Raw genomic sequence first — 25,572 nt, forward strand, 5'->3', positions numbered from 1 at the left:
ATCGATTAATCCGTTTTCCTTCGCCCTATACCTATCGGCTCGACATCGGCGGCATTCAGCGAGTGCTGCGACGGCCGGCGATACGTAGCCGCAAAATCGAGACCATCCCGGTTGCCATCAACCGGAACGGTTTCCGGTTTGCTAAGAGAGGGATAGGCCCCACAGGCCTCACCTAAGCCGCAAATATAGCGGTCGTTGTCGTTATCGGTGCCCGCGTACACCTGGTAACGCCCGGCCGGTACGCCTTCGAAACTATAGCGATAAGCACCGTCCCGATACTCCGCCTGTACCGAATCCACAACCCGCCCGCTGTCGGCATCGACCAGCACTACATAAAAGATACCCGCTTCGCCGCGGCTAGCAACGCGTTGCATAAGCACTGGAATATCGACTTGCTCTTCAGCGGAGGTAACGATCCGGATCGCTCCATAATAACTGCCAGGAGCAAGATTCTCACGCAAGACAGTGACACGGTAACGACCGCTCCCGTGTTGATCGACCGCCGCCGGTTCAACGTGCAGCCAATCCGCCTCGGCAACGACTTCCGTGATGCGATCTTCTTCGTCATTCAGCGTTAATGCCAAATACTGCAAGCTATTCGCCACACCGAAATCGAGTATACGCGGGGCAACGCTCAACGATGCCGGCAACGGCTGACCGCCGGCGGCCGACTGGGCGTGCAATACCGCTTGCCGCGCATTAATCAGCCCCCAGCCAAATTCGTTATCCCAACCCGGCATTCCAAGATCCTCGGTCACGCGCCCCGCTTGCAACCAGTGTTCGAACTCGCCCGGCGTCAAATCGGGGTAGACAGCCTTCATCAGCGCGATCACCCCCGCAACGTGGGGGGCTGCCATCGACGTTCCCTGCGCGAAGCCATAGCCTGCTGTACGCTCCCCGTTGTGCTGTACCGCCACCGTACTCAACACCCCATCCGGCTCGCCGCTGCCGGTATCGTCCCGCCTCATATTGCCGCCCGGCGCAACCAAGTCGACGTACGTACCGTAATTCGAATACGGCGCCCGCTGTTTACGGGCATCGACAGCACCCACCGACAGCACACTGGAATACGCAGCCGGATAGGTGGGCGCGCTGGTATTTCCGTTGCCGGCCGAGGCGACGACAAAAATACCTTGGCTGCGTACTTTGTCGTACAAGGCTTGTTCGGCGCCGCTAAAACCCGAACCGCCTAAGCTGATATTGATAATATCCGCCGGCTGCGGCGGCACCGTGCCGGAATCGTTGCTCAGACCCGCCGCATAACGCACGCCCTGCATCAGATCGTAACTGCTGCAACCCTGCTCGCCGCAAACTCGAATCGGCAGCAAACCGGCACGCCACGCAACACCTGCAACGCCCTCCCCATTATCCGATGCCGCAGCCACCGTACCGGCGACGTGTGTACCGTGGAAACTCCCCCGCCGCCCCGCCCCACCGGGATCGTCCGGATTAGGGCCGATGCCTTCTTCTCGTACGAAGTTATACCCGGAATCGAGTAAATTAGGGCTGAGATCGGGGTGAGCGAGGTAAACCCCCGTATCGACCACCGCCACAACCACCGCAGAATCCCCAGTCGTTACCGACCACGCCCCCGGCAAATCGATTTGTCGATAATGCCATTGTCGCTCGAAGAAGGGATCGTTCGGCGCAAACGCCGGGCGTCGAAGATAATTAAGATCGGCATAGCGGACATCGTCTCGCTGGCGTAAAGCCTGTACGGCAAGTTTCGTTTCCTCTCGTGCACGCGCTTGCTCGTCAAGCCGGTTCAGCGCTCGCGTCATGCTCGGCGGCAAGTCGACACCCAACTGCTGTAGAGCCGCTTGACGCTGCAAGCCGTGCCCTAGACCAAGCAACTGTGCCTGACCGCGCGCGCCCCGCCGATGGAGCAACCCTAACTCAGCGGCACGCTCCCCCGGCGCGCGCGCTTGCCGGCTAACAGCGGGCTCGGACTCGTCGTTGAATACCACGATGAGATCGCCGGGAACGAACGCCTCGTCGCTAACCGCTAGGCTATTCGGCAGCGCTTGCTCGGCAGGCCCCAATTCAAGAATGTAATTGCTGGCTCCGGCATGAGCCTTAACCACCACATCGTATTCACCGGTATCGAGTCCCGAGGGAACCCGTAAACTCTCTACCGCAGCAAGGCTACGAGACGCGGCCAACGGCGCTTCATGCTCTCCCACCGCGTATAAATAAAGCCCGAAGTCGACCTCGTCGGCTCCGGCGCTTCGCGCCGCCACTTCCAGCCACACCGTTTGGCCGGCCACCAAGGGAAGACGATAGACATCGCGCGGATCGGCCATGGCAGCGAAATAATCGCCGTCGCGAGCCGTTGGCTCGGCCGTCGCAAAGCCGCCGATTAGCGAGACACCCGCAAGCGACTGGGCTTGTTCGGCATGATCGTTGGGAAGGTTGGGTGCGGCCGGATTATTGACGTCGCTATCGACCGCTGTATCGGCAGCTACGCTTATCGAGCCGCTAATGCTATAGCGCGGCTCGGCATTGGAAGCGCCAAAGGCGTCGGACTCAGGGCCATTCCCCCCGCAACCGGCCAACGTTGCCAGCAGAAGCGCAATGAACCAGCTTCGGTAACTGCGCGCATGTGTCTTCACGTCTTCTCCGGCTTTAAAACTCGACACTCGGCAGTCTAAGAAGGAGAAGCACGTAACGGCTACCGATTACCCCACAAATTCCGCGATAACGCGCCCGCCTATCGCAGACGCTCCAGCCGCAAGCGATGTCGATGATCGAACAAACGCCGAGCCCCCAAACGAACCGCTGCCAGGCTACCGAAACCGGTCCCGACGGTAATGAGGAAAAAACCAGGATCTGGTACTTCACCGCCTCCATCGGTGGACTACCAGCGAGAATCTGCCCGGTCATCATGCCAGGCAGGCTCACCACGCCGCGGCCGCCATGCCGTTAATCATCGGAATCATCGCCGAACGCATGCTATTGCGCATGATATCGCCTATCGCTTCCTGCCAACCGGCACCTAGCATTAAGCGAGCTTCGATAAGCTGGCGCTGCTGATAAGCGCCTTCCGTCAACCGATCAAGCCCGAGCGCAACGCCGTTCATGGTATTTCCCAATAACATCCCGAGCAGCGGAATGGCATATTGCGGTTGATACCAAGGCTCGGCCTGAATCATCACCGTCAACGCCAACACCGTTACGGTAAACGAGGAAATAAACATCGCGAGCGTCCCGATCGCGAACCCCCACCAGCCCGCTAAGCGTCGTTGCTGGCGTGCGATAACCTCGCGCCCGGCCACCAGCAACATAAACGACGCCATCAGCACGATCCACGGCAAGGTCCGTACCGCGAACAAGGCCTCTAGCACTAAGCCGATCAGCGCCAACTGCACAGCTGCGCGCACCGCCGCTATCAGCAATGAACGCTCGACTGCCAAGCCGGCCCAATACGTGCTTAGCGCCAAGAGCACCACCAGCCCGGCGGCCAAGCTCAAGGATCCAATACTAAGAGAGATCAGCTCCATTGCGCTTCCCCCTCACGAATCCGCAACCGCGCGTCGGCAACCCGCTCGATCTGGGCAGGGTCATGGCTTACCCAGAGCGCCGCGAGCCGCTGTTCACGCACCAAGCGCAGCAACCACCGCTCAACCCGAGCCGCATTGTCGCTATCCAGATTGGCCGTCGGCTCATCGAGCAATAGGACTTCCGGGGACAGGCTGACCACTCGTAGCAGTGCCAAACGCTGTTTTTCGCCCGAGGACAAACGAGCAACGTTCCAACTCGTTGCCTCCGCAGGAAGGTCCAATGCACGTAAATCGGCAGCGGCCGGAGCCTTAGGCAAATGCTCGCCCACGGTTTCCGCCCACCACTGGCTCTCGGCAGGTAATAGCGCTACTCGGCGGCGCCACTGAGGTGCGGGAATCGCCGACTGAGCGTGTCCGCGTAACACCGCCTCGCCGCCATGCGGGTCCAGATCCGCAATCGCCCGCAACAAGCGGCTCTTGCCGGAGCCGGACGCACCGCTTAAGCACACGCACTCCCGCTCGTGAATAACGAGATCTAGCGGTTTGAGAATGCCGCAATCGAACTGATTCAAACGAAGAACTTCGGTAGCCATCGTCGCCCGACAAGATGCCAGAAAAGCGCGATTATGGCAGACGAGGACACAAATGGTCGCCCAGAATAGAAAACGGGCGCCGCAGCGCCCGTTACCAAGCAGTGTTCTATCGCTATCTTAAGCAGATTTGCTCTGGAACTCCGGATAAGCTTCCATACCGCACTCAGCCAGATCGAGGCCGTTGGACTCGTCTTCTTCCGACGCCCGGATACCGACCAGGGCCTTAAGGGCAAGCCATACGACAAGGCTGGTCAGGAATACGAAGCCGAAGATGGCAACGATACCGGCCAACTGAGCGAACACGGTCGCCTGGTCGTTGGACAACAATACGGCCAGTACGCCCCAGATACCGACCACACCGTGGACCGAGATCGCACCGACCGGATCGTCGATTTTGAGCTTATCCAGCGCGATGATCGAGCAGACCACTAGAACGCCGCCGATCGCGCCGATGACCGAAGCCAACAACGGACTCGGGGTATCCGGCGCCGCAGTAATAGCCACCAGACCGGCCAACGCGCCGTTGAGCACCATGGTGAGATCCGCCTTTCCGAACAGTGCGCGCGAAGCCAGCAGCGCCGCAACCACACCGCCGGCAGCCGCCAGGTTCGTGTTGGCAAACACCAACGCAACCGCGTTGGCGGACTCGACGTCGGAGACCTTCAGCTCCGAGCCGCCGTTAAAGCCGAACCAACCCATCCAGAGGATGAAGGTACCCAGCGTTGCCAAGGGGAGATTAGCACCCGGAATCGGTCGAATCTCACCGTTCGGGCCGTACTTACCTTTCCGCGGTCCAAGCACCAGTACCGCCGCCAAAGCCGCAGCCGCGCCTGCCAGATGCACGATACCGGAACCGGCGAAGTCGAGATAACCCAGTTGGTCGAGGAAACCCTCGCCCCAGCTCCAGTAGCCCTGGATGGGATAAATGAACCCGGTCATCACAACCGCGAACCCAAAGAACGCCCACAGTTTCATACGCTCGGCAACAGCACCGGAGACAATCGACATCGCGGTTGCGACGAATACCACCTGAAAGAAGAAGTCGGACAGATTCGCAAAGTCCGCCGCATCGTCGCCGCCGGCGACGATTTCTTCAACCGTATTTTCGCTACCGATCAAAAAGCCTAGCCCAGGGATCACGGAGCTGTCCGAGCCGCCATACATAATCTGATAACCGACCAGCATGTACATCAGACAGGCGATGGAATACAGCCCGATGTTCTTGGTGAGAATCTCAACCGTATTCTTGGATCGGACCAAGCCCGACTCCAGCATGGTGAAGCCGGCCGCCATCCACATCACGAGCGCGCCCGAGACCAGCAAATAGAACGTATTCAAGCTGTAGGCGATTTGAGCCGTTTGGCTTGCAACTTCGGTTATCTCATTCATTGGGAGTTATCTCCAGTAAGGCATCTAAAGACGACTACAGCGCATCGTTACCGGATTCGCCGGTACGGATACGGATGGCCTCTTGCAGATCGAAGACGAAAATCTTGCCGTCGCCGATTTTCCCTGTATTGGCCGCCGTCCTTATGGCCTCGCACGCGCGCTCTACCAGAGCATCGTCCAACGCAATCTCAACTTTCATTTTGGCAGGAAATCAACGACATACTCGGCTCCTCGGTAAAGCTCGGTATGCCCTTTCTGACGCCCGAAGCCCTTAACTTCCGTTACCGTGATGCCCTGCACCCCAATCTCGGAAAGCGCTTCGCGCACATCATCCAGCTTGAATGGCTTGATGATCGCGGTTAATAGCTTCATCCTTCTCTTCTCCATACGCTGAAGCGGCCGTTGCGGCTGCTCATGGCTGCGGTTTTTCTCGGAACTCGCTCGAGTACGTGGATACGGATGCCAACGGGCCACGCTCCGAGTGTTCGGCATAGGCAAGAGCATTTCCCGTGCCAGTTAACGTTTCTTTCTCAATTACAAGGACTTAGCTAAAAGGGATGCATCTAAACAAAAACCGTCCGCACCAATATGGACAAAACCTTATATGGCTTCGCACCAGAACAGTGCGCAGCTCCACTTAAGTAAAGGACTTAAGCAATGCTGGACCCCAAACAACTCGATGAAATGGCTCGGAAACTGGCGCAGAACCTACCTTCGGGCCTGCGCGATTTTCAGCAGGAAGTAGAGAAAAACATGCGCTCGGCACTACAAAACATGCTGTCGCGGATGGACTTAGTAACTCGGGAAGAATTCGATGCCCAAGCCAAGGTACTGGCGCGCACGCGGGCGCAATTAGAAACGCTGGAAGCCCGCGTCGCCGCGTTAGAAGGCACAACGAGCAAGGAGTCGGCGGAAAAACCGGCCGAATAAAGACACATCATCATGCTGTAAAAAAGGACGCCATCGTCCACGCCACGGAGAGGCATTACATGACGCTCGCTTTGGTGCATAGCCGAGCCGCGCTGGGTATCGACGCGCCCGAAGTTGCCATTGAAGTCCATTTGGCTAACGGTCTGCCAGCCTTGTCGATCGTCGGACTGCCGGAAGCGGCAGTCGAGAGAGCAAGGATCGGGTAAAAAGCGCGATAATCAATAGCGGTTTCGAATTTCCCACCCGCCGCATCACCGTCAATCTAGCCCCCGCCGACCTTCCCAAAGAGGGTGGCGGTTTTGACCTGCCCATCGCCCTGGGCATTCTCGTCGCTAGCGGTCAATTGAAAGCTGATTTGGATACCTACGAGTTCGTCGGCGAACTGGCGTTAAGCGGCGCCTTGCGTCCAGTTCGCGGCACGCTACCCATTGCGATTCAAACCCGCCACTGCGGACGCCAACTGATCACTGCCCCGAGCTGTGCGGCCGAAGCCGCGTTAGTGTATCCGGGAGGCAGTCTGCCGGCAGAGCACTTGCTTGCGGTTTGCGCCCACCTCGTTGGGACACAACACCTGTCGCCAGCCTCGCCGCCGGACGCTATCGAGTCTCCCGCAACAGCGCCCTGCCTCAGTGAAGTACGAGGCCAAAGCGGCGCCAAAAGAGCACTGGAGATTGCCGCCGCCGGCGGCCACAACCTCCTGTTCGTTGGACCGCCCGGCACCGGGAAAAGCATGCTTGCCAGCCGATTACCCAGTATTCTGCCACCGATGACGGAAAGCGAGTCCCTGCAAAGTGCGGCTGTGGCCTCGGTAAGCGAAATAGGCTTTTCCGCCAAGCAATGGGGGCAGCGGCCTTTTCGCAGCCCACACCATAGCGCTTCGCACGTAGCACTCATAGGCGGCGGTAGTCGCCCTCGGCCAGGAGAGGTTTCCTTGGCTCACCAGGGTGTGCTGTTTCTCGACGAATTCCCCGAATTCTCTCGACAAGCACTCGAAGCCTTGCGCGAACCTATGGAAACCGGCCAGGTAGCGCTATCGCGCGCTGCCGGGCGCATCGAATACCCGGCCAAGTTTCAATTGCTCGCGGCCATGAACCCCTGCCCCTGCGGCTATTACGGCGACCCGGGCGGCGAGTGCCGCTGTACGCCCGAACAAATAGCGCGTTATCGCGGCCGCCTCTCCGGGCCGTTGCTGGATCGTATCGACCTGCTGGTAGAAGTGCCGCGCATCCCGCCCCAACAACTGCGAGAAGCAAGCAGCGAAGAGCTTAGCCCCCAGGTACGTGAGCGGGTCGTTGCAGCGCGAGGACGACAACTTGCCCGCGGCGGCGCCTGCAACAGCCACCTGCAAGGCAAAGCACTTGACGAATGGTGCCGCTTAGGGGAGGCCGAACAAACGCTATTGGACACCGCCGTCGAGCGACTGCGGCTATCGGCTCGGGCATATCACCGGATTCTACGCGTCGCTCGTACAATTGCCGATCTAGCCGCTTCCGAGCCTATCCGAGCACACCACTTAAGCGAAGCGATCAGCTACCGTCGACTCCCGATGAGTCCGACATCGGCCATGGAATCTCGCTCCTATTAGCCCCCAAGCAGGTCCGCGCCGGAGCGCTGGCAGCAAACAAAACGCTTAAGGAGAGAGGTAAGCCGCTGTTGGTAACGAGTGGCAGCCCCTCTTACAAAGAACGGTATCGCCGACGATGCACCTCTGCGGTGCAAACGTCGCGCGACACCGTGCCTAATGGTGCGTCGCATCATCGAGAGCGCCGCTAAGACCGCCACATCTTCATGATCTTTCAACTAAATAATGTTCTGGCACGACTGATGCTATAGCGGACATCGAACGATAACTGTCCAGTAGGAGCAATAACATGAATCGTGCATTTAGACCGTCGCTACTCGCCGCCGCATTGCTGGGCACCGCTGCGTTCAGCGGACCGGCCATGGCCGAACTGAGCGCAAATATCGGCGTTACCAGCAACTACTTATTCCGCGGCGTTAGCGAGTCGAACGACGATGCCGCCGTCTTTGGGGGGTTGGATTACGAGCATGCCAGCGGGCTGTATGTCGGCACCTGGACCTCCAGCCTCGGCGGCGGCGGTAGCTACGAATTGGACGGCTATGTAGGCTTTGCCGGCGAAGCGGGCGGCTTCGGCTATGACCTCGGCTTCATCTACTACGGCTACCCCACCGACAGCGCTGCCGAATTCTACGAAGTGTACGCCAGCTTCAGCTACGACATCGCCGAAGCCGGCATCGCCTTCGATCCGGATAACGAAGACGTTTACGTCTATGGCGGCGTTTCCTTCGACCTCTTCGACGGCTTCAGCCTCGGCGCCTTGGTCGGCCACTACATGTTCGACGAAGGCGACGATTATACCCATGGCCAATTAAGCCTTGCCAAAGGCGATTTCACCTTTGCCGTGGATGCTACCGATATCGACGACTACGACCCTCGCGTTTCCGTGTCTTGGTCCATGAACTTCTAAACGAGCATTACGAAAAACCTCGCTTTATGTCTCCCCCTTTCTTTGCCCGCAAGGACGCGGGCAATTTTTTGCTCCTGATCTGGGAAACCGCAAACCGCTCTGCGTCGACCTCGCTGCTAGCAGCCCGTTAGGAACTATCGTCGGCAGCCCTATCGAGGGTATTCACGGCGTCTTCGGCGCTCAGAAAGACTCGCCCAGGCCTTAAACGTGCAAGTAAGTGGCTACGCTGCAATCGATCCAACACAGGGCCTTTCACCTCTGCCAAGTGCAACGTCACACCGGCTTCGCGCAGACTCTCGACAAGCTGTTCCAGGCTTTCCACAGCGCTATGGTCAATGGCGTTGACGGCACTACAGATCAATACCAAATGTTGCAGTTCAGGCCGCTCGGCAGCCGTTTCTGCCACCAGATCCTCTACATGGCTTATATTTGCAAAGAACAGGCTCCGATCTACCCGAAGCAGCAACAGATTAGGCCAGGTTTGCGTCTCGTGGCGGCAGACGTTACGGAACTGCTCCGTGCCCGGTAGCCGCCCAACTTCGGCCACATGCGGACGACTACTGCGCCAAAGGAAAGTACCTACCGCAACCATTACGCCCAGAATCAATCCCGTTTCGATATCGACGACCAACACACCAAAAAATGTCGCCAGAAACGCAGCGGCATCGGCTTTATCGTAACGCCAAGTACGTTTCAGGCCGCGCCAATCGATCAGGGGCATCACCGCAACGACAATAATAGCGGCCAGTACGGTCTGGGGCAGATAGTAAAACAACGGGGTAAAGAACATGGCGGCAAGCGCGACCACGACAACCGCAACCAGAGTCGCCAGCTGCGTTCGCGCACCGGCGGCGTAGTTGACCATCGAACGGCTGAATCCGCCCGCTACCGGCATCCCGCCGCTGACAGCAGCAGCGATGTTGGCGCCGCCAAGTGCTATCAACTCTTGATTGTTCCGAATCCGTTGACGCCGCCGATAAGCGAGTACTTTCGCAACCGAAACACTTTCTACATACCCGATTAAAGCAATCAGTATCGCTGCCGGCAGCAAATCGATAGCGCGTTCCGCATCGAGAAAACCTAGCCCCAGGTTGGGCATGCCCGCCGGGATATGCCCAACCACCGCCAACCCTAAGGCAGGTAACTCGAAAGCCCATGCGCTAAAGGTCGCTATTGTTAACGTTATTAACGGCACCGTACGACTAGCAAGTTCGGCGGCCCCCGCACTCGCCCCGAGGCGTCGTAAAGTGAAGCCGATAGGCGTTTTCAGCGTTAATAGCACCGCAACGCTGAGCACCCCGAAGACAAGTGTCGGCGCATGAGCCTGCCCAAGTTCGAGCATAAAGAAGGCCAAGGCCTCTATGCTAGAAACCGACTCGGGCAGAGGAATGCCCGTAAGCTGGGGCAACTGGCTGATGATAATCAGCACTGCTGCACCGCTGGTAAAACCGGACAGCACCGGATGCCCAAGAAAATTAACCAACACGCCGAGCTTAAGAACCGCCATGAGCAGCAAAATACCGCCCGTCATGGCCGCAAGTAATAAGGCATCGTTAAGATACTGCGGATCGCCGGGGGTAAAACCGACGTTGCTTAAAGCATTCGCAACCAACAAGGCTGCCACCGATACCGGACCGACCGATAGCGGTCGACTCGTACCGAGCAACGCATAAACAATCGGAGGCAATATACTTGCATAAAGCCCGACCTCCGGCGGCAACCCCGCCAACATGGCATAAGCCATACCTTGCGGTATCAACAGAATTGCCGTGATCAGCCCCGCCGTCACGTCATCGGCCAAATAAGCCCGGCGGTAGTTCAACAACCAATCGGTTACCGGCAACAATCGTCGAACGCGAGATGACACAGTCAGGGTAGCCCCTTACGCTACTGGATCTAGTTATACATCCAACCGTATACAGATCCCGATACCACTCTATTTAAGGGAGTATGGGCCGATCAACGCGTGAGAAAAAAACGGGCTCCCCCTCACGGAGGAGCCCGGTTCTTCAATAACAGTCGGAGGCAGCTTTAGTTAACGCTAATGCCGCTCTCTTCCAGCATATAACGGACGGTTTCGCGAATCTCGTCGTCGCTCAAACGCGGGTTACCGCCACGCGGGGGCATAGCGCCAATACCGTCGATCGCATTCTGCACCAAACCGTCGAAACCACGCTCGCCCAAACGCGCCGTCCAATCGCCCTCGGTGCCGGTAACCGGCGCATTCATGACGCCGGTGGCGTGACAGGACATGCAGTAGTTTTGGTTGATATCCTGCGGCGTCAGGTCGGCGGCTGCCGGTTCCGGTTCTGCCACAGCAAGCTCGGGCATCGGCTCACCGGTCAACCGAACGGCACCCGGCGGCTGCAGGTTTCGTTCTGCACGCTGATACTCGATGGTTTCCCGCTCTTCGGCAATATGGCCCGGCCCCCGGGTCATAACCGCCAAGGCGATCAAAATAATCGTAACGACCACCAGTACGGCGATAACGCCGACAAAGGTAACGATAAATGTTCTGTCCTGATCCTGACTCACCGTGTGCCCCCATCAATATGTGCGGATTAGGCCGGCGCGCGACCACGCAGGGCCGGCAACACCCTCTTCGGGCGGAGAGGCCAGAGTATAGCCGTAAAGCAATTGAGCGAAAACTACAGACTGCTCCGGATGCGAAAATGACCGCGGTTTTTCTTGCCGTTTCAGCCTCGACAGGAAAAACTGCCCCCTCTGCCGTCCTTAAAGTCGGACAACGGGGGCACGGCTCGCCGGTAAGCAGGCATGACAGCCATACGTCCTGCCCTTGCCATAGAGCCACTACGCCGGCGGACTAGCACCTTGCCCTGGCCGCTGCACCGGCAAATCTAACCGTGAAGGCGTACGAGGACAAAACCGCCAAACAATGGCGAGGCTAACAAGGGTAATACCTATCAACAAGAGAGATTCGCGAATAACCGCACCGAAAGCTACGCCCATTTGATTCAAGCCAATGAAGCCTTGAATACCGCTTGTGCTAGGCGCGAGCCAACGAAGCACATCGAGCGCCGGAGGTAGAGCCTCCGCCGGCCATGGATAGCCGGACAGGAAAAACAGCGGGATCGCCGTTGGCAACAGCAACTGTAAGCCTTGCTCACGCCGCCGCCACAGTAAGGACAAGGCTAGGCCAAAAGCGGCACAAGCCAATGCAAATATAGCCGAGAAGCCTAACAGCGAGAACAGCCCTCCAGCGCGAGGATAATCCTGGTACCACAACACAAAACCGAAACAATACAAGGCATTCAAGAAGGCAATCAGGGCAAACGCAAGAAATACCCCGAAATAGGCACGGCGGCCGTGCGGACCTCGCTGTTCTTCCCGCCAGGTGCCCACAATCAACGCCATACCAACCAGCAAGGTCTGCTGTAATAGCATCACAAGAACCGCCGGCACCACATAGCTACCGTAGCCTTCGCGAGGGTTGTAAAGCGGCATGACCTCCAACGCCAGGGGGCTTGCGATAGCCTGTTGAGGCGGCAAACCTTCTAGTTGGCGCCGAAACACTTTCAACTCTGCCCCCATCGCTTGCGCGGCGGCCGTCGTTTCCGTCAGCAGTGCACTGTTGGTAAGCAGATACCCGCCATGCCCCGATACCTGTACCGGGCTCTGCTCGCCGGCAGCAAGGCGACGGTTAAACCCGTCCGGAATAACCAACACCCCCACGACCTCTTCTCGCCATATGGCTGCTTGCGCCACTCTTATGTCGTCCACCACGCCCTGCAGCTCCAGTTGCGGCGCAGCATTCACCCGTCGAATAAGATCGCGCGAAGCGGGACTGCGATCGAGATCCACCGCCAGAAAAGCCACTTGCTCGACCGTTTCGTGCTTGTACGGCAAAGGATAGAAGAAGGAATAAAGCAACACCGCGATGAAGAGCAACAAAAACGCACCCTTATCGCCCAGCACCTCGGACCACGTTTGCACAAAACCGTCACGAACCGTCATCGCGCCCCCCAGGCCTCTGGCGAAAACCCCCGTCGCCGTAGCAACAGCAGGCCTAAAACGAGTGGAATCAGTACATAGAGCGCCAGCGCCCCGAGCAGGCCAAGCGCATAACTCGCAGGCGCGCCGGCTAGCCATTGCTGGTTTTGCAAGGGCAACCAGTATGTCAATGGTAAAAGCGCCGCCCACACCTGAGCCCCTACGGGCATAGAGGCGAGCGGAAAGGCATGACCGGCAAAAGCGAATGCCGGTGCCGTGTAGAAAGCCGTCACGCTTAACGCCATCCGGTAGTTACGGACCAACGCTACGGCCAATAAACCGAGGCTCAGGCCCGCAGCCACCAGCAATGCCAAGCCGACGACCAACACCCACACGCTGCCAGCGACAGGAATCGAGCGCCCAAGGCTTAGCCAAAGCAGCATGCCGACGGACAAAACAAAGTAGAACACCGCGTAAGGGAGTAGCTTAGCCACCACTGCGGTCGTCACGCCGCCACCGGCCACGTCCAACCATCGCTGCGCCGTGCCGTCGCGTAACTCGCGGCCGACAGCGGCAACGGCCGTGATCATCAGCACCATTTGGAGTACGGCGGGCCATAATGCAGCCGCTAAGAAGCGCTGATAGTCGAGACTCTCGTTGAACAAGGTCTCGCTAGCCACCGGAATAGGTTGCGCAGCGTCCAGGGCATAAGGATTAGGCCGGCCCTGTCGTTGTTCGGCCGTCAGTTCCACCGCCGTCGAGAAGGTCGCCACGGCCATTTGCACATCGCGACGTAGCTGCGCGGAATGCGTCGCGTACTGCGCGTTATGCTGAAACTGCACCGTCGGCCGACGCCCGGCAACCAACTCATCGGTAAACCCTCTAGGAATATGCACCACACCATAGACCTGGCGCGTCTCAAGTGCCTCCCAAGCCTGGCCTGCTATCGGCGTCCTTTGCGCCACCGACACGCCCGGCGCCGCATCGATAAGACGCGTTAGTTGTCGCGACTCGTGGCTGCCATCCTGATCGAGCACCAATACCGGCAGCCCCCGGGGCGTTGCGGACGCAAAAGTCCACACTAGTAATAACCCCAAGAGCAACGGCAAACCGAACACGAAGAAAGCGTCGCTGCGATCTCGCAATAGATGGCGCCACTCACGGGCGACAACGGCAAAGAATCCCGGTTGCTGCACGAGGTTTACTCCGCCCGATAAATAACAGTCATACCCGCCCGCAAACCGTCGACCTGCTCAACCGGCCGCGCTTCCAACTGGAAGGTACGCAAATCGTAACCCGGGGTGCCGCGTGCAGCCTTCCAGGTCGCGAAATCGGGCAAGGCCGAAAGTCGCGTCACCTTGAAGGTATAAGACGCCTCCAAAGCAGGCACAAAAGCGTCGAACTCCACCCCCGGCTGCAAGCCGCGCAGACGATCCTCGCGCACATTGAAGACAACCCACGTATCGGTAGGATCGGCCAAAGTCAGTACCGGAAAACCCGCAGCGGCGAGCTCGCCTTGCTCCACCGCGATCGTCGCCACCTCGCCGCTGCGCGGTGCAACCGACCGGGTTTCCTCTTTGATCGCTTCCGCCTCGGCTCGGGCAGCGGCTGCTTGACGGGCCTGTGCTTCGCTAGCCCGACGCTCCTCCTGACGGGCACCGGCACGCGTCATTTGGTACCGGGCATGAGCCGCATTCGCCTGTTCGCGCGCGCCCACCCATTGGGCATAAGCTTCATCCCGCTGCTGCCTGGGTACCAAGCCATCATCCGCCATAGCTTGAATGCGCTGGTAACTCGTGTCGGCCAACTCCGCTTGCGCCTGCGCCCGCTTCCACTCCAGACGCGCCATCTCGACTTCTTCGCTACGGGCACCGGCCTCGGCCTGATCGCGCATAGCCTCTGCCGCTTCCTGCGCGGCCAATGCCTGCTCGTAGCGGGCACGAATCTCGGGCCCGTCGAGTTCGAACAGCAGATCGCCCGCCTCAATCCAATCGCCTTCCCGAACCGGCATCGAAGCCACGCGACCCGTTACTTTTGCCGCTACCCGCACTTCTCGCACCTCGACCTCACCATGCAACCATTCCGGGCCAGGCTTTTGGGCGGCAATCAAACCAAACCCAATAAGACCCACGAAAAGGCCGCCGATAACGCCAAATGCGACTGTTTTGCTTCGCTTCATTCGATCCACTCTCTATACCGCGATGTGGCGGATTGACTCCGGGAGATAGCCATCGACCCCCTGGTGTCTCTTTAGTACAGAGATGAGCGTAACCTTTTATGATTGCGCAATTAAGAACTCAGACAGAAACCTGCCTTGCGGAATATGCAACAATAGCGGTATGGATAAATTACGCTGCATGCACATCTTTACCCGGGTAGCCGAACTCGGCAGTTTCACCAAAACCGCCGAGGAAATCGGCATATCTACGGCGCAAGCGAGTCGCGCCGTTGCGGAGCTGGAAAACCACGTCGGCGTACGGCTGTTTAATCGCAGTACCCGCAAAATCTCGCCTACCGAAGCAGGCCAGCGCTATTTGGGGCGCTGCCGCGCTATTCTGGAGGAAATCGACGATACGGAAGCGACACTCGGTGCCGATGCCCACGCACCGGCCGGCCGAGTCCGCGTCCATACCCCGGTATCTTTCGGCTTGCATTGCTTATCGCCGTATCTGCCTGCCTTCGCTGCACAATATCCGCAAGTCAGCGTCGATCTGACGCTTTCGGAGCAAGCACCCGAGGTTGTGGAAGGCATTTACGATATTGTCGTCCTTGGCGCCCGAGAAGGGTTCGACAGCGGTATTACCGCACGCAAGCTCTTTTCCTGCGAGGTGGTACTCTGTGCGACACCGGCTTTCGTCGAACGCTATGGCAGCCCGAAACGCCCCCCTGAACTGGCGGACTACCCCCTGATCGACGTCTCGCACGAGGTCGCACGCGGTCCATGGCAGCTCACCGGACCGGACGGCAGCTGGGACGTACGGCCGCTCAGACAAGGGCAAATCACCAGCAACAACGCGGAGCTGCTATATCGACTGGCGATGCGGGATGCAGGTATCGCGCCGCTGCCGGAATACATCGTTGGCGCCGATCTCCAAGCCGGCCGCCTGATCCGCATCCTGCCGCAGTGGAAGCTACAGACGCTGGATTTCTTCGCAGCCCTTCCCTCGCGACGTTTTCTACCGCTAAAAGTACGGGTGTTTTTGGAGTTTCTTCGGCAAACGCTAAAAGATTCGCTACCCGCGCTCCGATGAACTAACAACGGACTAATGCGGTCGAACCGACGCGATCATCGCCCTGCGTCAGAGCGAGTCGGGAGGCCGATTGTGTAAGAAGTGACGAATATTTTGCCAGAGCACTTTATTTAGAACCCCCAGACGCGCTATCCTTAGCGCTCTCAGAACAGAGCGCCCGTAGCTCAGTTGGATAGAGTGTCGGCCTCCGAAGCCGAAGGTCGCAGGTTCGAATCCTGCCGGGCGCGCCATCTTTGAACTGCAGGCTGCGGAAGAACGCATTAACGACAGTAGATTATCGACGGCGCTGCAATAGAGCCGACCTGGGTCAGACGTTCAACAGCCTGTTAGCAAACCGCCCGCAGCCTTTCAGCGATATGAACACGGTGCAAACTCTAACGCGGGAACCGACGGAGATTAGTTACGCATGATCGACTCGCGTCACCCGCGCGTGGACGAAACCGCAACTCTCAGCACCCTCGATTCACTCGCCGCGCAATTTTCCGAAGACGAGCTGCGTGCACTACTCAAAGCGAGCAGTGACGTGGTATTGCTGTTTGATGCCGACGGGCGCTATTTAAAGGTCGCTGAGAGCAGCCGAAAGCTATTGTACTGTCCGGACGAAGCACTGACCGGCCGGACGGTTCACGAAGTTCTACCCAAAAGCATTGCCGACTGCTGCCTGGAGCGAATTCGAGAAGCGCTACACGAGAAGCGCCAGATCCAATTCGACTACAGCATGCCTCTGGCCTCGGGAAAACGATATTTCTCCTGCACGGTTTACCCCTTGCCAAACCGGCAAACGGTCCTTTGGTTCGCGCGCGATATCAGCGCCCACCGAGCCGCCGACCTCGCACTGGCAGCACGCTACGACATGGAGCGCTTGATAAGCCGTTTATCGAGCCAGTTCATTAATGTCGAGCCGCGCCATATCGACGCCGTGATCGACCAGGCATTAGGGGAAATGGGCCGTTACTTTGCGGTGGACCGCGCGTATATCTATCGTCTTAGCGAAAACGGTAGTCATATGCTCAACACACACGGCTGGCGTAAAGACACCATCCGCTCGCGTCTGGGGTACCGTAAGCCGATCCCGAACGAGAACTTCCCCTGGTTGATGAGCCGCTTACAGGCGCAGGAGATTATTCGCATCAGCGCGGTCGAACAGCTACCGGCAGAAGCCGAGAGCGAGCGCCAAACCTTTTTAGATCGGGATGCGAACGCGATTGTGATCGTGCCCATCGTATTCTCCGGCAGTTTAGACGGATTCATCGGCTTCGATGCCAATGCGAGCAGCCGCGAGTGGACCGATGGCGAAGTGCATTTTCTTAAAAATGCCGGCGAGCTGTTTGCCAGCGCATTGCAGCGTAAACAATCGGAAGAAAAGATCAGACAACTGGCCTTTTACGACGACCTGACGGGCTTACCGAATCGGACCCAGTTACGGCGTCAGCTAAAAGCCGACATCGACCAGTCAGGCGCTCCCTTTGTATTAGTGCTGCTTGATCTGGACGATTCCAGTGCAGTCAACGACCTGCTCGGTCACGACGTCGGCGATCAATTGCTAAGAACGCTGAGCGATCGACTCAAGCGCTTCCTCGGCGACCGGCACACCCTCGGCCGCTGGGGCGGCGACGAATTCTTACTAACGTTGCCGATCGAAGCCGGAACCGAAGAATTCATGCCGCTCGCGCGACGGATTCAAGAAGAGTTGGTAAAACCCGTTATCATCAACGAACAGGAACTGCGGGTTAGCTGTTGTACCGGCATTGCACGCTATCCCGACGACGCCGAAGACGTCGATAGTCTCATTCGGTTTGGCGAGATGGCCTTGCATGAGGCTAAGCAAGCCGGGCGCGGCAGTCTTCGCCGCTATACTCGGAAACTCAAAGAAACCGCCGCTCGCCACAACTTACTCAGGGGCCGGTTACGACGCGCGGTCGATCACGGCGAATTTACCCTGCATTATCAACCGCTGGTCGATTGCCAAAGCGGCCGCATCATCGGAGCGGAAGCCCTACTACGCTGGTTCGACACCGAGCTAGGCACCATCGGCCCCGACCAGTTTATCCCGATCGCCGAAGAAAGCGGCCTTATTGCACCACTCGGCGAATGGGTGCTCGACACCGCTTGCGCCGAGCTAAGGCATTGGCACAATCCGCTTGGCACCCTCCCCCGGATTTCGATCAACGTATCGGGTCTACAGCTACTCGACCATCGGCTCGCCAACGCTCTGGACCGCGTCATTGCCGCTCAAGGCCTGCAAGCCACCCAGATTGAGTTGGAAATCACCGAGAGCGCGTTGATGGAACGCGAAGCCGCCGGCTTGCCGCTACTGCAACACTTACGGGAGCTTGGCGTCGGCATCGCTGTCGACGACTTCGGCACCGGCTATTCGTCATTGGCGAAAATCAAACATATGCCGGTTAACGTCCTCAAAATCGACCGCTCGTTTATTCAGGACATTTTCACCGACAGCGACGACAAAGCGATCGTGATCGCTATTCTAGCCTTAGCAAAACAGCTACAGCTAAAAGTGGTTGCCGAGGGCGTAGAAACCGAGCAACAGCTTCAGTTCCTGCAAGAGGCAGGCTGCGACTTGATTCAAGGCTATATATTCAGCAAGCCGCTGCCTGCCAAGGATTTCCGGAAACTATGGGCAAAGGGCGTGGCAGACCGTTAAGGAAACGGCGGCTCCAGCGCCATGTGCGGCCAAGGCAATAACTTCAAGTTCTCAGCAGGCCGACCTGCATCACGATAGGCAGATGATCCGAGAGCGGATGGTCGAGCACCTCCGCCTTCTCTACTTTAAGCGTCGGCGCCACGAGAATATGATCGATATTATGTTGCGGCCGCCAACTGGGGAACGTATGCAAGTGATGCAAAGGCTCGCAGAGATCGCCGCGAGTACATAAGCGATCGATCTCTAGGCTCATCGACCGGCAGTTAAAATCCCCCATCACAACCGGATGCTGAAAATCCTGTAACAACTCCGCCACGAAATCGAGCTGCCGCATACGCGTGCGTTGTCCCAGGGCCAAATGGACAATCACCACATCCAAACTGGCCTCGGGGGCGCCAAAACGCATCGCCAGCGCCCCACGCCCTGGGATCATACCTGGCAGTTTATACTCATTAACCGCGAACGGCCTGAACCGGCTCAGGATACCGTTGCTGTGCTGAGCAACCTTCCCTAGATTTCGATTCGTCTGCGAATACCAACACGGAAATTGAGCGTGCGTCGCCAAATATTCCACTTGGTTGATATAGCCGCTACGAAAACTGCCGGCATCGACTTCTTGCAAACCGACAACATCGAAACCGGAAATCAACTGCGAAATACGGTCGAGATTACTCAGGCGGGTAGGGTGCGGTAGCACGTGGCGCCAACCACGCGTCAGATAGTGCCCGAAATACCGGGTCTCAATACCGGTTTGGATGTTATAGCTCATCAAGCGTAGCGACGAGAGCCTAGGAGCCTCGCCGCCAGCCGCTGGATGTTTATCGGCCGCCTCGTCGCCCTGGACGACGGAGCCGGCTCCGGCACGCGGAAACGTCGACATCGTGCTTTACGGCCCCTCCTGAACGGTCACATGAGGTCAATCTAACCGTAGAAGCCGGTGACTACTACGTAGGAAAACCCGACGCTCGTCTTACCGCACGGGCCCTATGAGCGACAGCGGCTGCTATGCCGATGAGCCTTAAGCGGCTCATCCGCATAGCCGATCATTTTAAATCTAACACGCTAATGTTGTGTGGGCGAGCCCCGCCGATCTCTAGCAAGCTGTCCGGCAACAGCTACCGAGAGCGCTTTAACACCCCTCACGCCCCTTCGGCAATTTCCTTCCGCACCAGATAGTCGATCACTTCCAACATCCGCTCATGGCTGCCGACCATACTGGGGTTAACGATATACTTGCCGGCGACGGCCACGCTCGGCGTGCTGGTAATACGAAAATCGCGAATGACCTGCTCCGAGCGCCGAACATTCATATCGACAACAAAGGAGTTAAAGGTATTGAAAAAGGTTTCCCGGTCGACACCGTGATCTTCGAAGAAAGGGGCCAGATCGTTTGCGTTGCGAAAACGCCTGCGCTCGTTATGCACTGCCGAGAACAGGGCGATATGCGTCTGTTCAACCATATCGAGCGCTTCGGCCGTATGATACGCCTGTGCCAAAGGACGCCAAGAATCGCTGAAAACCACCGGTGTCCGAATGAATTCCACTTCTTCCGGCGCTTGGTTCTCCGCCCAATCGTGCATCGGCCCGGCGAAGGTAAAGCAATGCGGGCAGCTATAAGCGAAGAACTCACGCACCTCGACACTATCGTCGTTCGCCGTCTCTACCGGCGTAGGCAACACCTCGTAGTCGCGGCCCGCTTCAAAGCGCGCTTCCGCCACCGCCGTCGCGCCGAACAACATCGACACGCCTATTGCCAAACCGAGAATCAAGCGTTTCATGATCAATCCTCCGCCCCGCGGGCCTCCATACTATCGTATCCGAAACCGCGCCAATCGGAGCGCGCCCTTCCCTGGCACCCTTACAGCGCGCCGTACGAATGCAGCCCGGACAAGAACAAATTAACGCCCAGGAACGCGAATAAGGTAACGAACAACCCGATAATGGCCCACCAGGCCATCGGCGCGCCGCGCCAACCCTTCGTAAAGCGCAAATGCAACCAAGCCGCGTAATTCAGCCACACGATTAGCGCCCACGTCTCTTTCGGATCCCACGACCAGTAGCCACCCCAGGCTTCCGCCGCCCATAAGGCTCCGAGGATCGTCGCCAACGTAAAGAAGGCAAAACCGAGCGCGATGGTTTTATACATCACATCGTCCATCTGCTCGAAACTCGGCAAACGCCCGAGGATATTACCTTCCGGATTATTCAACTTAAACAAATAGGCAACCGCAACCATTGCAGCGACAGCAAACGCCCCGTAGGCGACGAAGTTGGTCGGCACATGCAGCTTCATCCACCAGCTCTGTAAGGCAGGGATAAGCGGCTCGATTTCGTGAGCCTGGCGGTCGAAGTGATACCACAGCAGGAATATCACCGCCGAGGAAATCACCAACATAACGAAACCGCCGAGCGCCCGCGTCCGATACCGCTCTTCGTAGTAAAGATAGAGCAAGGCCGTCACAACGGCGAACTGGATAAACACTTCGTACAGATTGGCAACCGGGATATAACCGTGACCCGGCCATAACAGGTACGATTCGTGCCAGCGAACTAAAAGTCCGATCAAACCGAAAGCGGCCGCACACCATGTCATTCCGGCCGCGGTTTTACCGACGAAAGCGCTACGAGAGAGCAACGCGGCAAAATAAGCCACCGTCGCCCCGATGAACAAGGCACACATCCACATCGTCGCCGACTGACTGGAGAGCAAGTACTTGAGCAGGAAACGCTCCTCACCCGCCGCCATATCGGGATAAATGAACAGCGCTAACGTCGTCGACGCAGCCACCGCCAACCCATAAACCCGAATCGGCTTCCAGTACCAACCGAGCCACATGAGGGAAATTACCGTTCCGACTAAGATAGCGTGCTCGTAGCGGTCCATCGCCGGGCCGTAAACGGATAGCACGCCGAGGTAGCCCACCACGCAGGCCACCATCCAAACCCAATCGAAAGGTTTTAAGCTGCTTAGAAAACCCTGCCGCTCGTAATCGGCGTTAAGCACATCGTTAGGTGTCGCCATTACGGGTACCTGCCGTGTTATTTGCTGTTTCGGAACCTTTTGCAAGCCGTTGCGTCAGCTCCAGTTTAAGCCGGGCAAAGTCCTTCTCAAAACCAAGCGGATCGCGCTTCGCCGTGCCGGCGAGCAGAACCTGGGCGCTACCGTCGTCGTTCCGTTTCACCAAGGTCCACACCCGGCGATACGGCACATAAAACATCAGGAACACCCCAATCATCAACAAGGCGCTGCCAAAGTAAACCACATTTTGTCCAGGCGCCCTGGTGATTTGCAAGCCGGTCGCCTGGATATGGTTAAAGCCGGTTACTTCCAAAAACATCGGCGCACCGTACTCGGGCAACGCCGAAATGGCGGCCAGCGCATCGACGTAGAACTGCTGATCCCATTCGTCGAGACTAATCGGGCTTACCTCGCCCGCTTCTTCGGTCACGACATCCTGATAAATACGGGCCAAGGTACGCTGCAAGACAGTCCGCGAGAACTCCTGCATCACCTCGCGCCTCGCAGGTTCGACCGCATCGGCCTGCAAACGTTCCGTCACATGCTGCTCAACCGCGCCGAAGCCGCCCTCCAACAGGCGCCGCACCATATCGGTGGCGGTATGAGCCACGGCCGGGGCCAACTCCGGATCGGCAACCGCCAAGCTCTGCAACAATTCCTCGCTGGTCCGCAGCGCCGCCTGCTCCACCGTTTGCGGGTCGCGCAGCGCCTCCAGGAAATTCATGAAACGATCGAGCCGGTAGTTAGGATCAGCCGGAATATGTAGATACTGAAACTCTTCGGCGATTGCGCTGCGCACGCCACTTAAGAAATACCACCGGTCATCCTGCTGAATGGGCAGCATGAAGTTCTCGTACTGCAAGGCTTCGCCGGTTGGTAGGCGCAAACGGTAGATGACGCTGGGGCCGACGTTTCGAAACCGACGGCCGCTCTCGACAACATCGGGACGCACATTGAAAACCTCGAAGTCCTCGAGTTCCAGCGTCCGCGTCTCGCCGGCAATCTCCAACGACTGCGACTGGAAAACCTCGCCTTCGAACTCCTGCGGCTTTTCATCCGGACCGCCTCGCAAAGGCCACGCCCGCAATTGCAGCTCCGAACCGCCATCGCCGAAGCTCGATTGGTAAATCGCAAACCCTTGGTGAATCAACGGATGGTTAACCGCAATCGTTTGCCGCAGCGGCTCGTCAAGCTCCGGGTCGTGGATCACCAAATCGCTTTCAAACGACTTCGGCTGCCCTGTCTCGTAATGCTCGACCCGGAACTGTTCAACCTCTATAACAAAGGGCAGCTGCTGAACAACGACCCCCTCGCGCAAGGGCAGGAACACCACACCGGCCCGCTTACCTTCGGGAATCGTGACCGAACCCCGGAAGGAAGGATTAGTATCGGGCAACCAACTTTGCGGCGGAATCTGCGAAACGCGCACCGCTCGCGTTTCAACTTCCAAACTACCGGTCATCGCACGCCATTGCAGCGGCAAGTTACCGTCGATTAAGCCGCCGACGCAGATAACCACAATCGCCAAATGCGTAAAAATATACCCGCCGCGGTTCCAGCGACCTTTCATCGCCCCGTAAACGACGGTTTTATCGTCGCCCTTACGGCGGAACCGATAACCGTTGCCGCTTAATGCCGACTGCACAATCGCTTCCGCGACTTTGGCGTCGGCTGCGGACCATTCGCCCTTATGCCGCAGCACGCGCAGCGAAGCTTCCCGAGTTTGCTCGCGAAAGCGCGTCATTTCCTTCCACATCACGGGCGTGTGGCGGTACAAACACACCGAGGTAGAGATGACCAAAAAAGTCAGGATGACTAAAAACCACCCTGCCGAGTACACATCGTAAAGGCTGAGCCTCTCGAAAACCTCGAACCAGAACGGGCCGAACTTGAGCAAATAATCGTTGTACGGCTGCCCCTGCTGCACAACCGTACCAATGATCGACGCAATAGCCACCGCCACCAACAAAGTGATGGCCAAATTCATGGAGCCGAGAAACTCCAGCAGTATGGCGCCGGTAGATTTCGATTTACGGGATTTAGATACGCGCTTGGATTCGCTGGACATGAGTGCCACGCAGGCCTTGAGGCCGAAACTTGGGGCAGAAGAACACCAACCCCGGGAGAACTACAAAACAATCAGTGGGTATGCGTAGAGCGCCGCGCTGCACGCTTATCGACGCTCTACGATCACACCCGAGAAGCGCAACCTCTTAGTCGCGCTCGACGCGGTAAAGGCCGGCCACGTAGGAGGCCACCGCGCGGATTTCCTCATCCGACAAGCGCTCGGCCGTATCGCGCATCATGCGATTCCGGTCCGTTGCCCGCTCGCCGCTGCGATAAGCTTGCAACGCGCTAGCGACATACGCCGCATGCTGGCCGCCGATGCGCGGAAAACCGGCCGAAGGGATACCCGAGCCGGTCGGACCATGGCAAGCCATGCACGCTGCAACGCCTTTATCCGCCAAACCGCCGCGGTAGATCTGCTCGCCCAGTTCGGCTAACTGCTCGTCGGTTTCCTCGACAGTCATAGCCTGGCCGGCATAGTAAGCCGCCAGATTCCACATATCCTCTTCGCTCAGATCGGCGACGACCGGACTCATTAACGGATCTTCCCGCTCGCCGGTCTGGAAATGCTGAAGCTGCGTAAAGATGTACTGCTCATCCAAGCCGGCAATCTTCGGCCACTCCGGATTCACGCTGTTGCCGTCGGCGCCGTGACACGCCACGCAAGTGGAAGACAACTGCTGCCCGGCAGAAACATCCCCTTGCTGAGCCGAAGCGGTGGCAACGGTGCCGATAGCGGCGGCGGTGAAGAGCGCGATAAACCAATTCTTCATGTTAGAGACTACTCCCAGGCGGCTGTACGAGCGTCAGGCGTAAGGAAAACGGTGATCCCCCTACCTCCAACCAAACGCCTCGCGGCCCCTTACAAGCACCGAACAAGGCAGGAAAATCAGCTGCGCATTTATACCAGTAGGCGTTCAAGCGGTCAATTTAGCAGCCCAATGCATGTGCCGGAAGGGGAACCGGTTCACAGGCTAATAGTGCTCGCTCCACCACTCGCGAATGACTAAACTAGACCGGGTTGATTTTATTTTCGAGCCGCACGTCGCCGCAACGGATGGCAAGTAACAGCCGAGCAAACTACGTCATGAACCCGATTTATCATCGTGCCCACTTCCTGTTAAGCGCCCCCCACATTAACGTGCTGCCCGACGATCTAGGCATAGAGGTTGCTTTCGCCGGGCGCTCTAATGCCGGCAAATCGAGCGCACTCAACACCATCTGCAATCAAAAGGCGCTGGCCCGCACCAGTAAGACGCCGGGGCGGACACAGCAGATCAACGTCTTCCCGATTGACGATACGCATGCCCTGGTCGATCTGCCCGGCTACGGTTATGCCAAAGTCCCGGAAGCCATCAAACGGCAGTGGCAGGCCGCGTTACCCGAATACCTTAGCGAGCGCGAACAACTGCGCGGCGTCATGCTGATCATGGACGTGCGCCATCCGCTCACCGAGTTCGACTGGCACATGCTCGACTGGTGCCGCGACTTGGAGTTGCCCTTGCACATCCTGCTGACCAAGGCAGACAAGCTCAAACGCGGCCCCGGCATGGCAACGTTGCAAAAAGTCCGCAGCACGCTTCGCAACGACTATCCTCATGTCAGTGCGCAACTGTTCTCGTCGCTCAAGCGAACGGGCATCGAGGAAGCGCACGCCCAACTGGATAAGTGGTTCGGCTTCGACGCCTAGAATCCTTCTCGCTACGCGGGACGGCCAGCTA

The 25,572-nt window shown here is 58.1% G+C and carries 18 protein-coding genes, 1 tRNA gene and 3 pseudogenes; 7 read left to right on the forward strand and 15 right to left on the reverse strand.

Going from position 1 to position 25,572, the window contains the following annotated elements; genetic code table 11:
* Nucleotides 1–5: 5 nt before the first annotated feature.
* The 5 genes and pseudogenes from CAI21_RS08165 to CAI21_RS08185 form a co-directional block, all read right to left on the reverse strand.
* On the reverse strand, nt 6–2,612 hold the full coding sequence (locus CAI21_RS08165) for a S8 family serine peptidase (protein WP_116301830.1): 2,607 nt from the start codon (nt 2,610–2,612) through the stop codon (nt 6–8).
* Nucleotides 2,613–2,710: 98 nt separating this feature from the next.
* A pseudogene (locus CAI21_RS08170) lies at nt 2,711–3,500 on the reverse strand (ABC transporter permease).
* On the reverse strand, nt 3,491–4,093 hold the full coding sequence (locus CAI21_RS08175) for an ABC transporter ATP-binding protein (RefSeq protein WP_116301831.1): 603 nt from the start codon (nt 4,091–4,093) through the stop codon (nt 3,491–3,493). Before CAI21_RS08175 ends, CAI21_RS08170 begins: the two are co-directional and overlap by 10 nt.
* A 117-nt stretch (nt 4,094–4,210) precedes the next feature.
* The gene (locus CAI21_RS08180) at nt 4,211–5,482 is read right to left on the reverse strand and encodes an ammonium transporter (RefSeq protein ID WP_116301832.1); all 1,272 of its coding nucleotides are present in this window, start codon (nt 5,480–5,482) and stop codon (nt 4,211–4,213) included.
* A gap of 34 nt (nt 5,483–5,516) precedes the next feature.
* A pseudogene (locus CAI21_RS08185) lies at nt 5,517–5,854 on the reverse strand (P-II family nitrogen regulator).
* A gap of 285 nt (nt 5,855–6,139) precedes the next feature.
* On the opposite strand from CAI21_RS08185, the gene ubiK reads away from it, so the two are divergent.
* The 3 genes and pseudogenes from ubiK to CAI21_RS08200 all read left to right on the forward strand — a co-directional run bounded on the left by ubiK (nt 6,140) and on the right by CAI21_RS08200 (nt 8,901).
* Nucleotides 6,140–6,412 carry a ubiquinone biosynthesis accessory factor UbiK gene (gene ubiK, locus CAI21_RS08190; RefSeq protein WP_116301833.1) on the forward strand — a complete coding sequence of 91 codons (273 nt, stop codon included), beginning with the start codon at nt 6,140–6,142 and terminating at the stop codon, nt 6,410–6,412.
* Nucleotides 6,413–6,471: 59 nt separating this feature from the next.
* Nucleotides 6,472–7,997, forward strand: a pseudogene (locus tag CAI21_RS08195) (YifB family Mg chelatase-like AAA ATPase).
* 286 nt (nt 7,998–8,283) lie between these two features.
* Nucleotides 8,284–8,901 (forward strand): TorF family putative porin, encoded by a 618-nt coding sequence (locus CAI21_RS08200; protein WP_116301834.1) that lies wholly within the window; start codon nt 8,284–8,286, stop codon nt 8,899–8,901.
* 127 nt (nt 8,902–9,028) lie between these two features.
* On the opposite strand, the gene CAI21_RS08205 is transcribed toward CAI21_RS08200, so the two are convergent.
* From CAI21_RS08205 to CAI21_RS08225, 5 genes are all read right to left on the reverse strand, one after another.
* Nucleotides 9,029–10,768, reverse strand: coding sequence for a SulP family inorganic anion transporter (locus tag CAI21_RS08205; RefSeq protein ID WP_258868049.1), 1,740 nt, complete (start codon nt 10,766–10,768; stop codon nt 9,029–9,031).
* Nucleotides 10,769–10,932: 164 nt separating this feature from the next.
* Complete coding sequence (locus CAI21_RS08210) at nt 10,933–11,436, reverse strand: c-type cytochrome (protein WP_116301836.1); 504 nt, start codon at nt 11,434–11,436, stop codon at nt 10,933–10,935.
* Between the two features lie 276 nt (nt 11,437–11,712).
* Nucleotides 11,713–12,876, reverse strand: a complete 1,164-nt coding sequence (locus CAI21_RS08215; RefSeq protein WP_181919319.1) for an ABC transporter permease — start codon at nt 12,874–12,876, stop codon at nt 11,713–11,715.
* Nucleotides 12,873–14,048 carry an ABC transporter permease gene (locus tag CAI21_RS08220; RefSeq protein ID WP_116301838.1) on the reverse strand — a complete coding sequence of 392 codons (1,176 nt, stop codon included), beginning with the start codon at nt 14,046–14,048 and terminating at the stop codon, nt 12,873–12,875. The genes CAI21_RS08215 and CAI21_RS08220 overlap by 4 nt, the downstream gene beginning before the upstream one ends.
* A gap of 5 nt (nt 14,049–14,053) precedes the next feature.
* Entirely contained in the window at nt 14,054–15,031 is a 978-nt protein-coding gene (locus tag CAI21_RS08225; RefSeq protein WP_116301839.1) for an HlyD family secretion protein, read from the reverse strand.
* Nucleotides 15,032–15,191: 160 nt separating this feature from the next.
* Between CAI21_RS08225 and CAI21_RS08230 the strand changes: the two genes are divergently transcribed.
* From CAI21_RS08230 to CAI21_RS08240, 3 genes are all read left to right on the forward strand, one after another.
* A complete protein-coding gene (locus CAI21_RS08230; RefSeq protein WP_181919320.1) occupies nt 15,192–16,103 on the forward strand; it encodes a LysR family transcriptional regulator in 912 nt (303 codons plus the stop codon).
* Between the two features lie 153 nt (nt 16,104–16,256).
* A tRNA-Arg gene (locus CAI21_RS08235) sits at nt 16,257–16,333 on the forward strand.
* A gap of 176 nt (nt 16,334–16,509) precedes the next feature.
* Nucleotides 16,510–18,765, forward strand: coding sequence for a sensor domain-containing protein (locus tag CAI21_RS08240; protein WP_116301841.1), 2,256 nt, complete (start codon nt 16,510–16,512; stop codon nt 18,763–18,765).
* 43 nt (nt 18,766–18,808) lie between these two features.
* Here the strand turns inward: CAI21_RS08240 and CAI21_RS08245 are convergent, their stop codons facing one another.
* From CAI21_RS08245 to CAI21_RS08265, 5 genes are all read right to left on the reverse strand, one after another.
* A complete protein-coding gene (locus CAI21_RS08245; RefSeq protein WP_258868915.1) occupies nt 18,809–19,645 on the reverse strand; it encodes an endonuclease/exonuclease/phosphatase family protein in 837 nt (278 codons plus the stop codon).
* A 259-nt stretch (nt 19,646–19,904) separates the two neighbouring features.
* On the reverse strand, nt 19,905–20,543 hold the full coding sequence (locus CAI21_RS08250; RefSeq protein WP_116301842.1) for a thiol:disulfide interchange protein DsbA/DsbL: 639 nt from the start codon (nt 20,541–20,543) through the stop codon (nt 19,905–19,907).
* 80 nt (nt 20,544–20,623) lie between these two features.
* The gene (gene ccsB / locus CAI21_RS08255; protein WP_116301843.1) at nt 20,624–21,787 is read right to left on the reverse strand and encodes a c-type cytochrome biogenesis protein CcsB; all 1,164 of its coding nucleotides are present in this window, start codon (nt 21,785–21,787) and stop codon (nt 20,624–20,626) included.
* Nucleotides 21,774–23,852 carry a cytochrome c biogenesis protein ResB gene (locus CAI21_RS08260; RefSeq protein WP_220347795.1) on the reverse strand — a complete coding sequence of 693 codons (2,079 nt, stop codon included), beginning with the start codon at nt 23,850–23,852 and terminating at the stop codon, nt 21,774–21,776. Before CAI21_RS08260 ends, ccsB begins: the two co-directional genes overlap by 14 nt.
* Before the next feature lie 145 nt (nt 23,853–23,997).
* A complete protein-coding gene (locus tag CAI21_RS08265) occupies nt 23,998–24,624 on the reverse strand; it encodes a c-type cytochrome (RefSeq protein ID WP_116301844.1) in 627 nt (208 codons plus the stop codon).
* Between the two features lie 314 nt (nt 24,625–24,938).
* Between CAI21_RS08265 and yihA the strand changes: the two genes are divergently transcribed.
* A complete protein-coding gene (gene yihA, locus CAI21_RS08270) occupies nt 24,939–25,541 on the forward strand; it encodes a ribosome biogenesis GTP-binding protein YihA/YsxC (protein WP_220347796.1) in 603 nt (200 codons plus the stop codon).
* Nucleotides 25,542–25,572: the final 31 nt, after the last annotated feature.

This window comes from Alkalilimnicola ehrlichii, from assembly GCF_003399765.1.
GTDB lineage: Bacteria > Pseudomonadota > Gammaproteobacteria > Nitrococcales > AK92 > AK92.

Bases quoted from the DNA above. Each gene is read 5' to 3' on its own strand.
- CAI21_RS08175 (WP_116301831.1), bottom strand. From the start codon at position 4,093: ATGGCTACCGAAGTTCTTCGTTTGAATCAGTTCGATTGCGGCATTCTC.
- CAI21_RS08180 (WP_116301832.1), bottom strand. From the start codon at position 5,482: ATGAATGAGATAACCGAAGTTGCAAGCCAAACGGCTCAAATCGCCTAC.
- ubiK (WP_116301833.1), top strand. From the start codon at position 6,140: ATGCTGGACCCCAAACAACTCGATGAAATGGCTCGGAAACTGGCGCAG.
- CAI21_RS08200 (WP_116301834.1), top strand. From the start codon at position 8,284: ATGAATCGTGCATTTAGACCGTCGCTACTCGCCGCCGCATTGCTGGGC.
- CAI21_RS08215 (WP_181919319.1), bottom strand. From the start codon at position 12,876: ATGACGGTTCGTGACGGTTTTGTGCAAACGTGGTCCGAGGTGCTGGGC.
- CAI21_RS08225 (WP_116301839.1), bottom strand. From the start codon at position 15,031: ATGAAGCGAAGCAAAACAGTCGCATTTGGCGTTATCGGCGGCCTTTTC.
- CAI21_RS08230 (WP_181919320.1), top strand. From the start codon at position 15,192: ATGGATAAATTACGCTGCATGCACATCTTTACCCGGGTAGCCGAACTC.
- CAI21_RS08240 (WP_116301841.1), top strand. From the start codon at position 16,510: ATGATCGACTCGCGTCACCCGCGCGTGGACGAAACCGCAACTCTCAGC.
- CAI21_RS08245 (WP_258868915.1), bottom strand. From the start codon at position 19,645: ATGTCGACGTTTCCGCGTGCCGGAGCCGGCTCCGTCGTCCAGGGCGAC.
- CAI21_RS08250 (WP_116301842.1), bottom strand. From the start codon at position 20,543: ATGAAACGCTTGATTCTCGGTTTGGCAATAGGCGTGTCGATGTTGTTC.
- ccsB (WP_116301843.1), bottom strand. From the start codon at position 21,787: ATGGCGACACCTAACGATGTGCTTAACGCCGATTACGAGCGGCAGGGT.
- CAI21_RS08260 (WP_220347795.1), bottom strand. From the start codon at position 23,852: ATGTCCAGCGAATCCAAGCGCGTATCTAAATCCCGTAAATCGAAATCT.
- CAI21_RS08265 (WP_116301844.1), bottom strand. From the start codon at position 24,624: ATGAAGAATTGGTTTATCGCGCTCTTCACCGCCGCCGCTATCGGCACC.
- yihA (WP_220347796.1), top strand. From the start codon at position 24,939: ATGAACCCGATTTATCATCGTGCCCACTTCCTGTTAAGCGCCCCCCAC.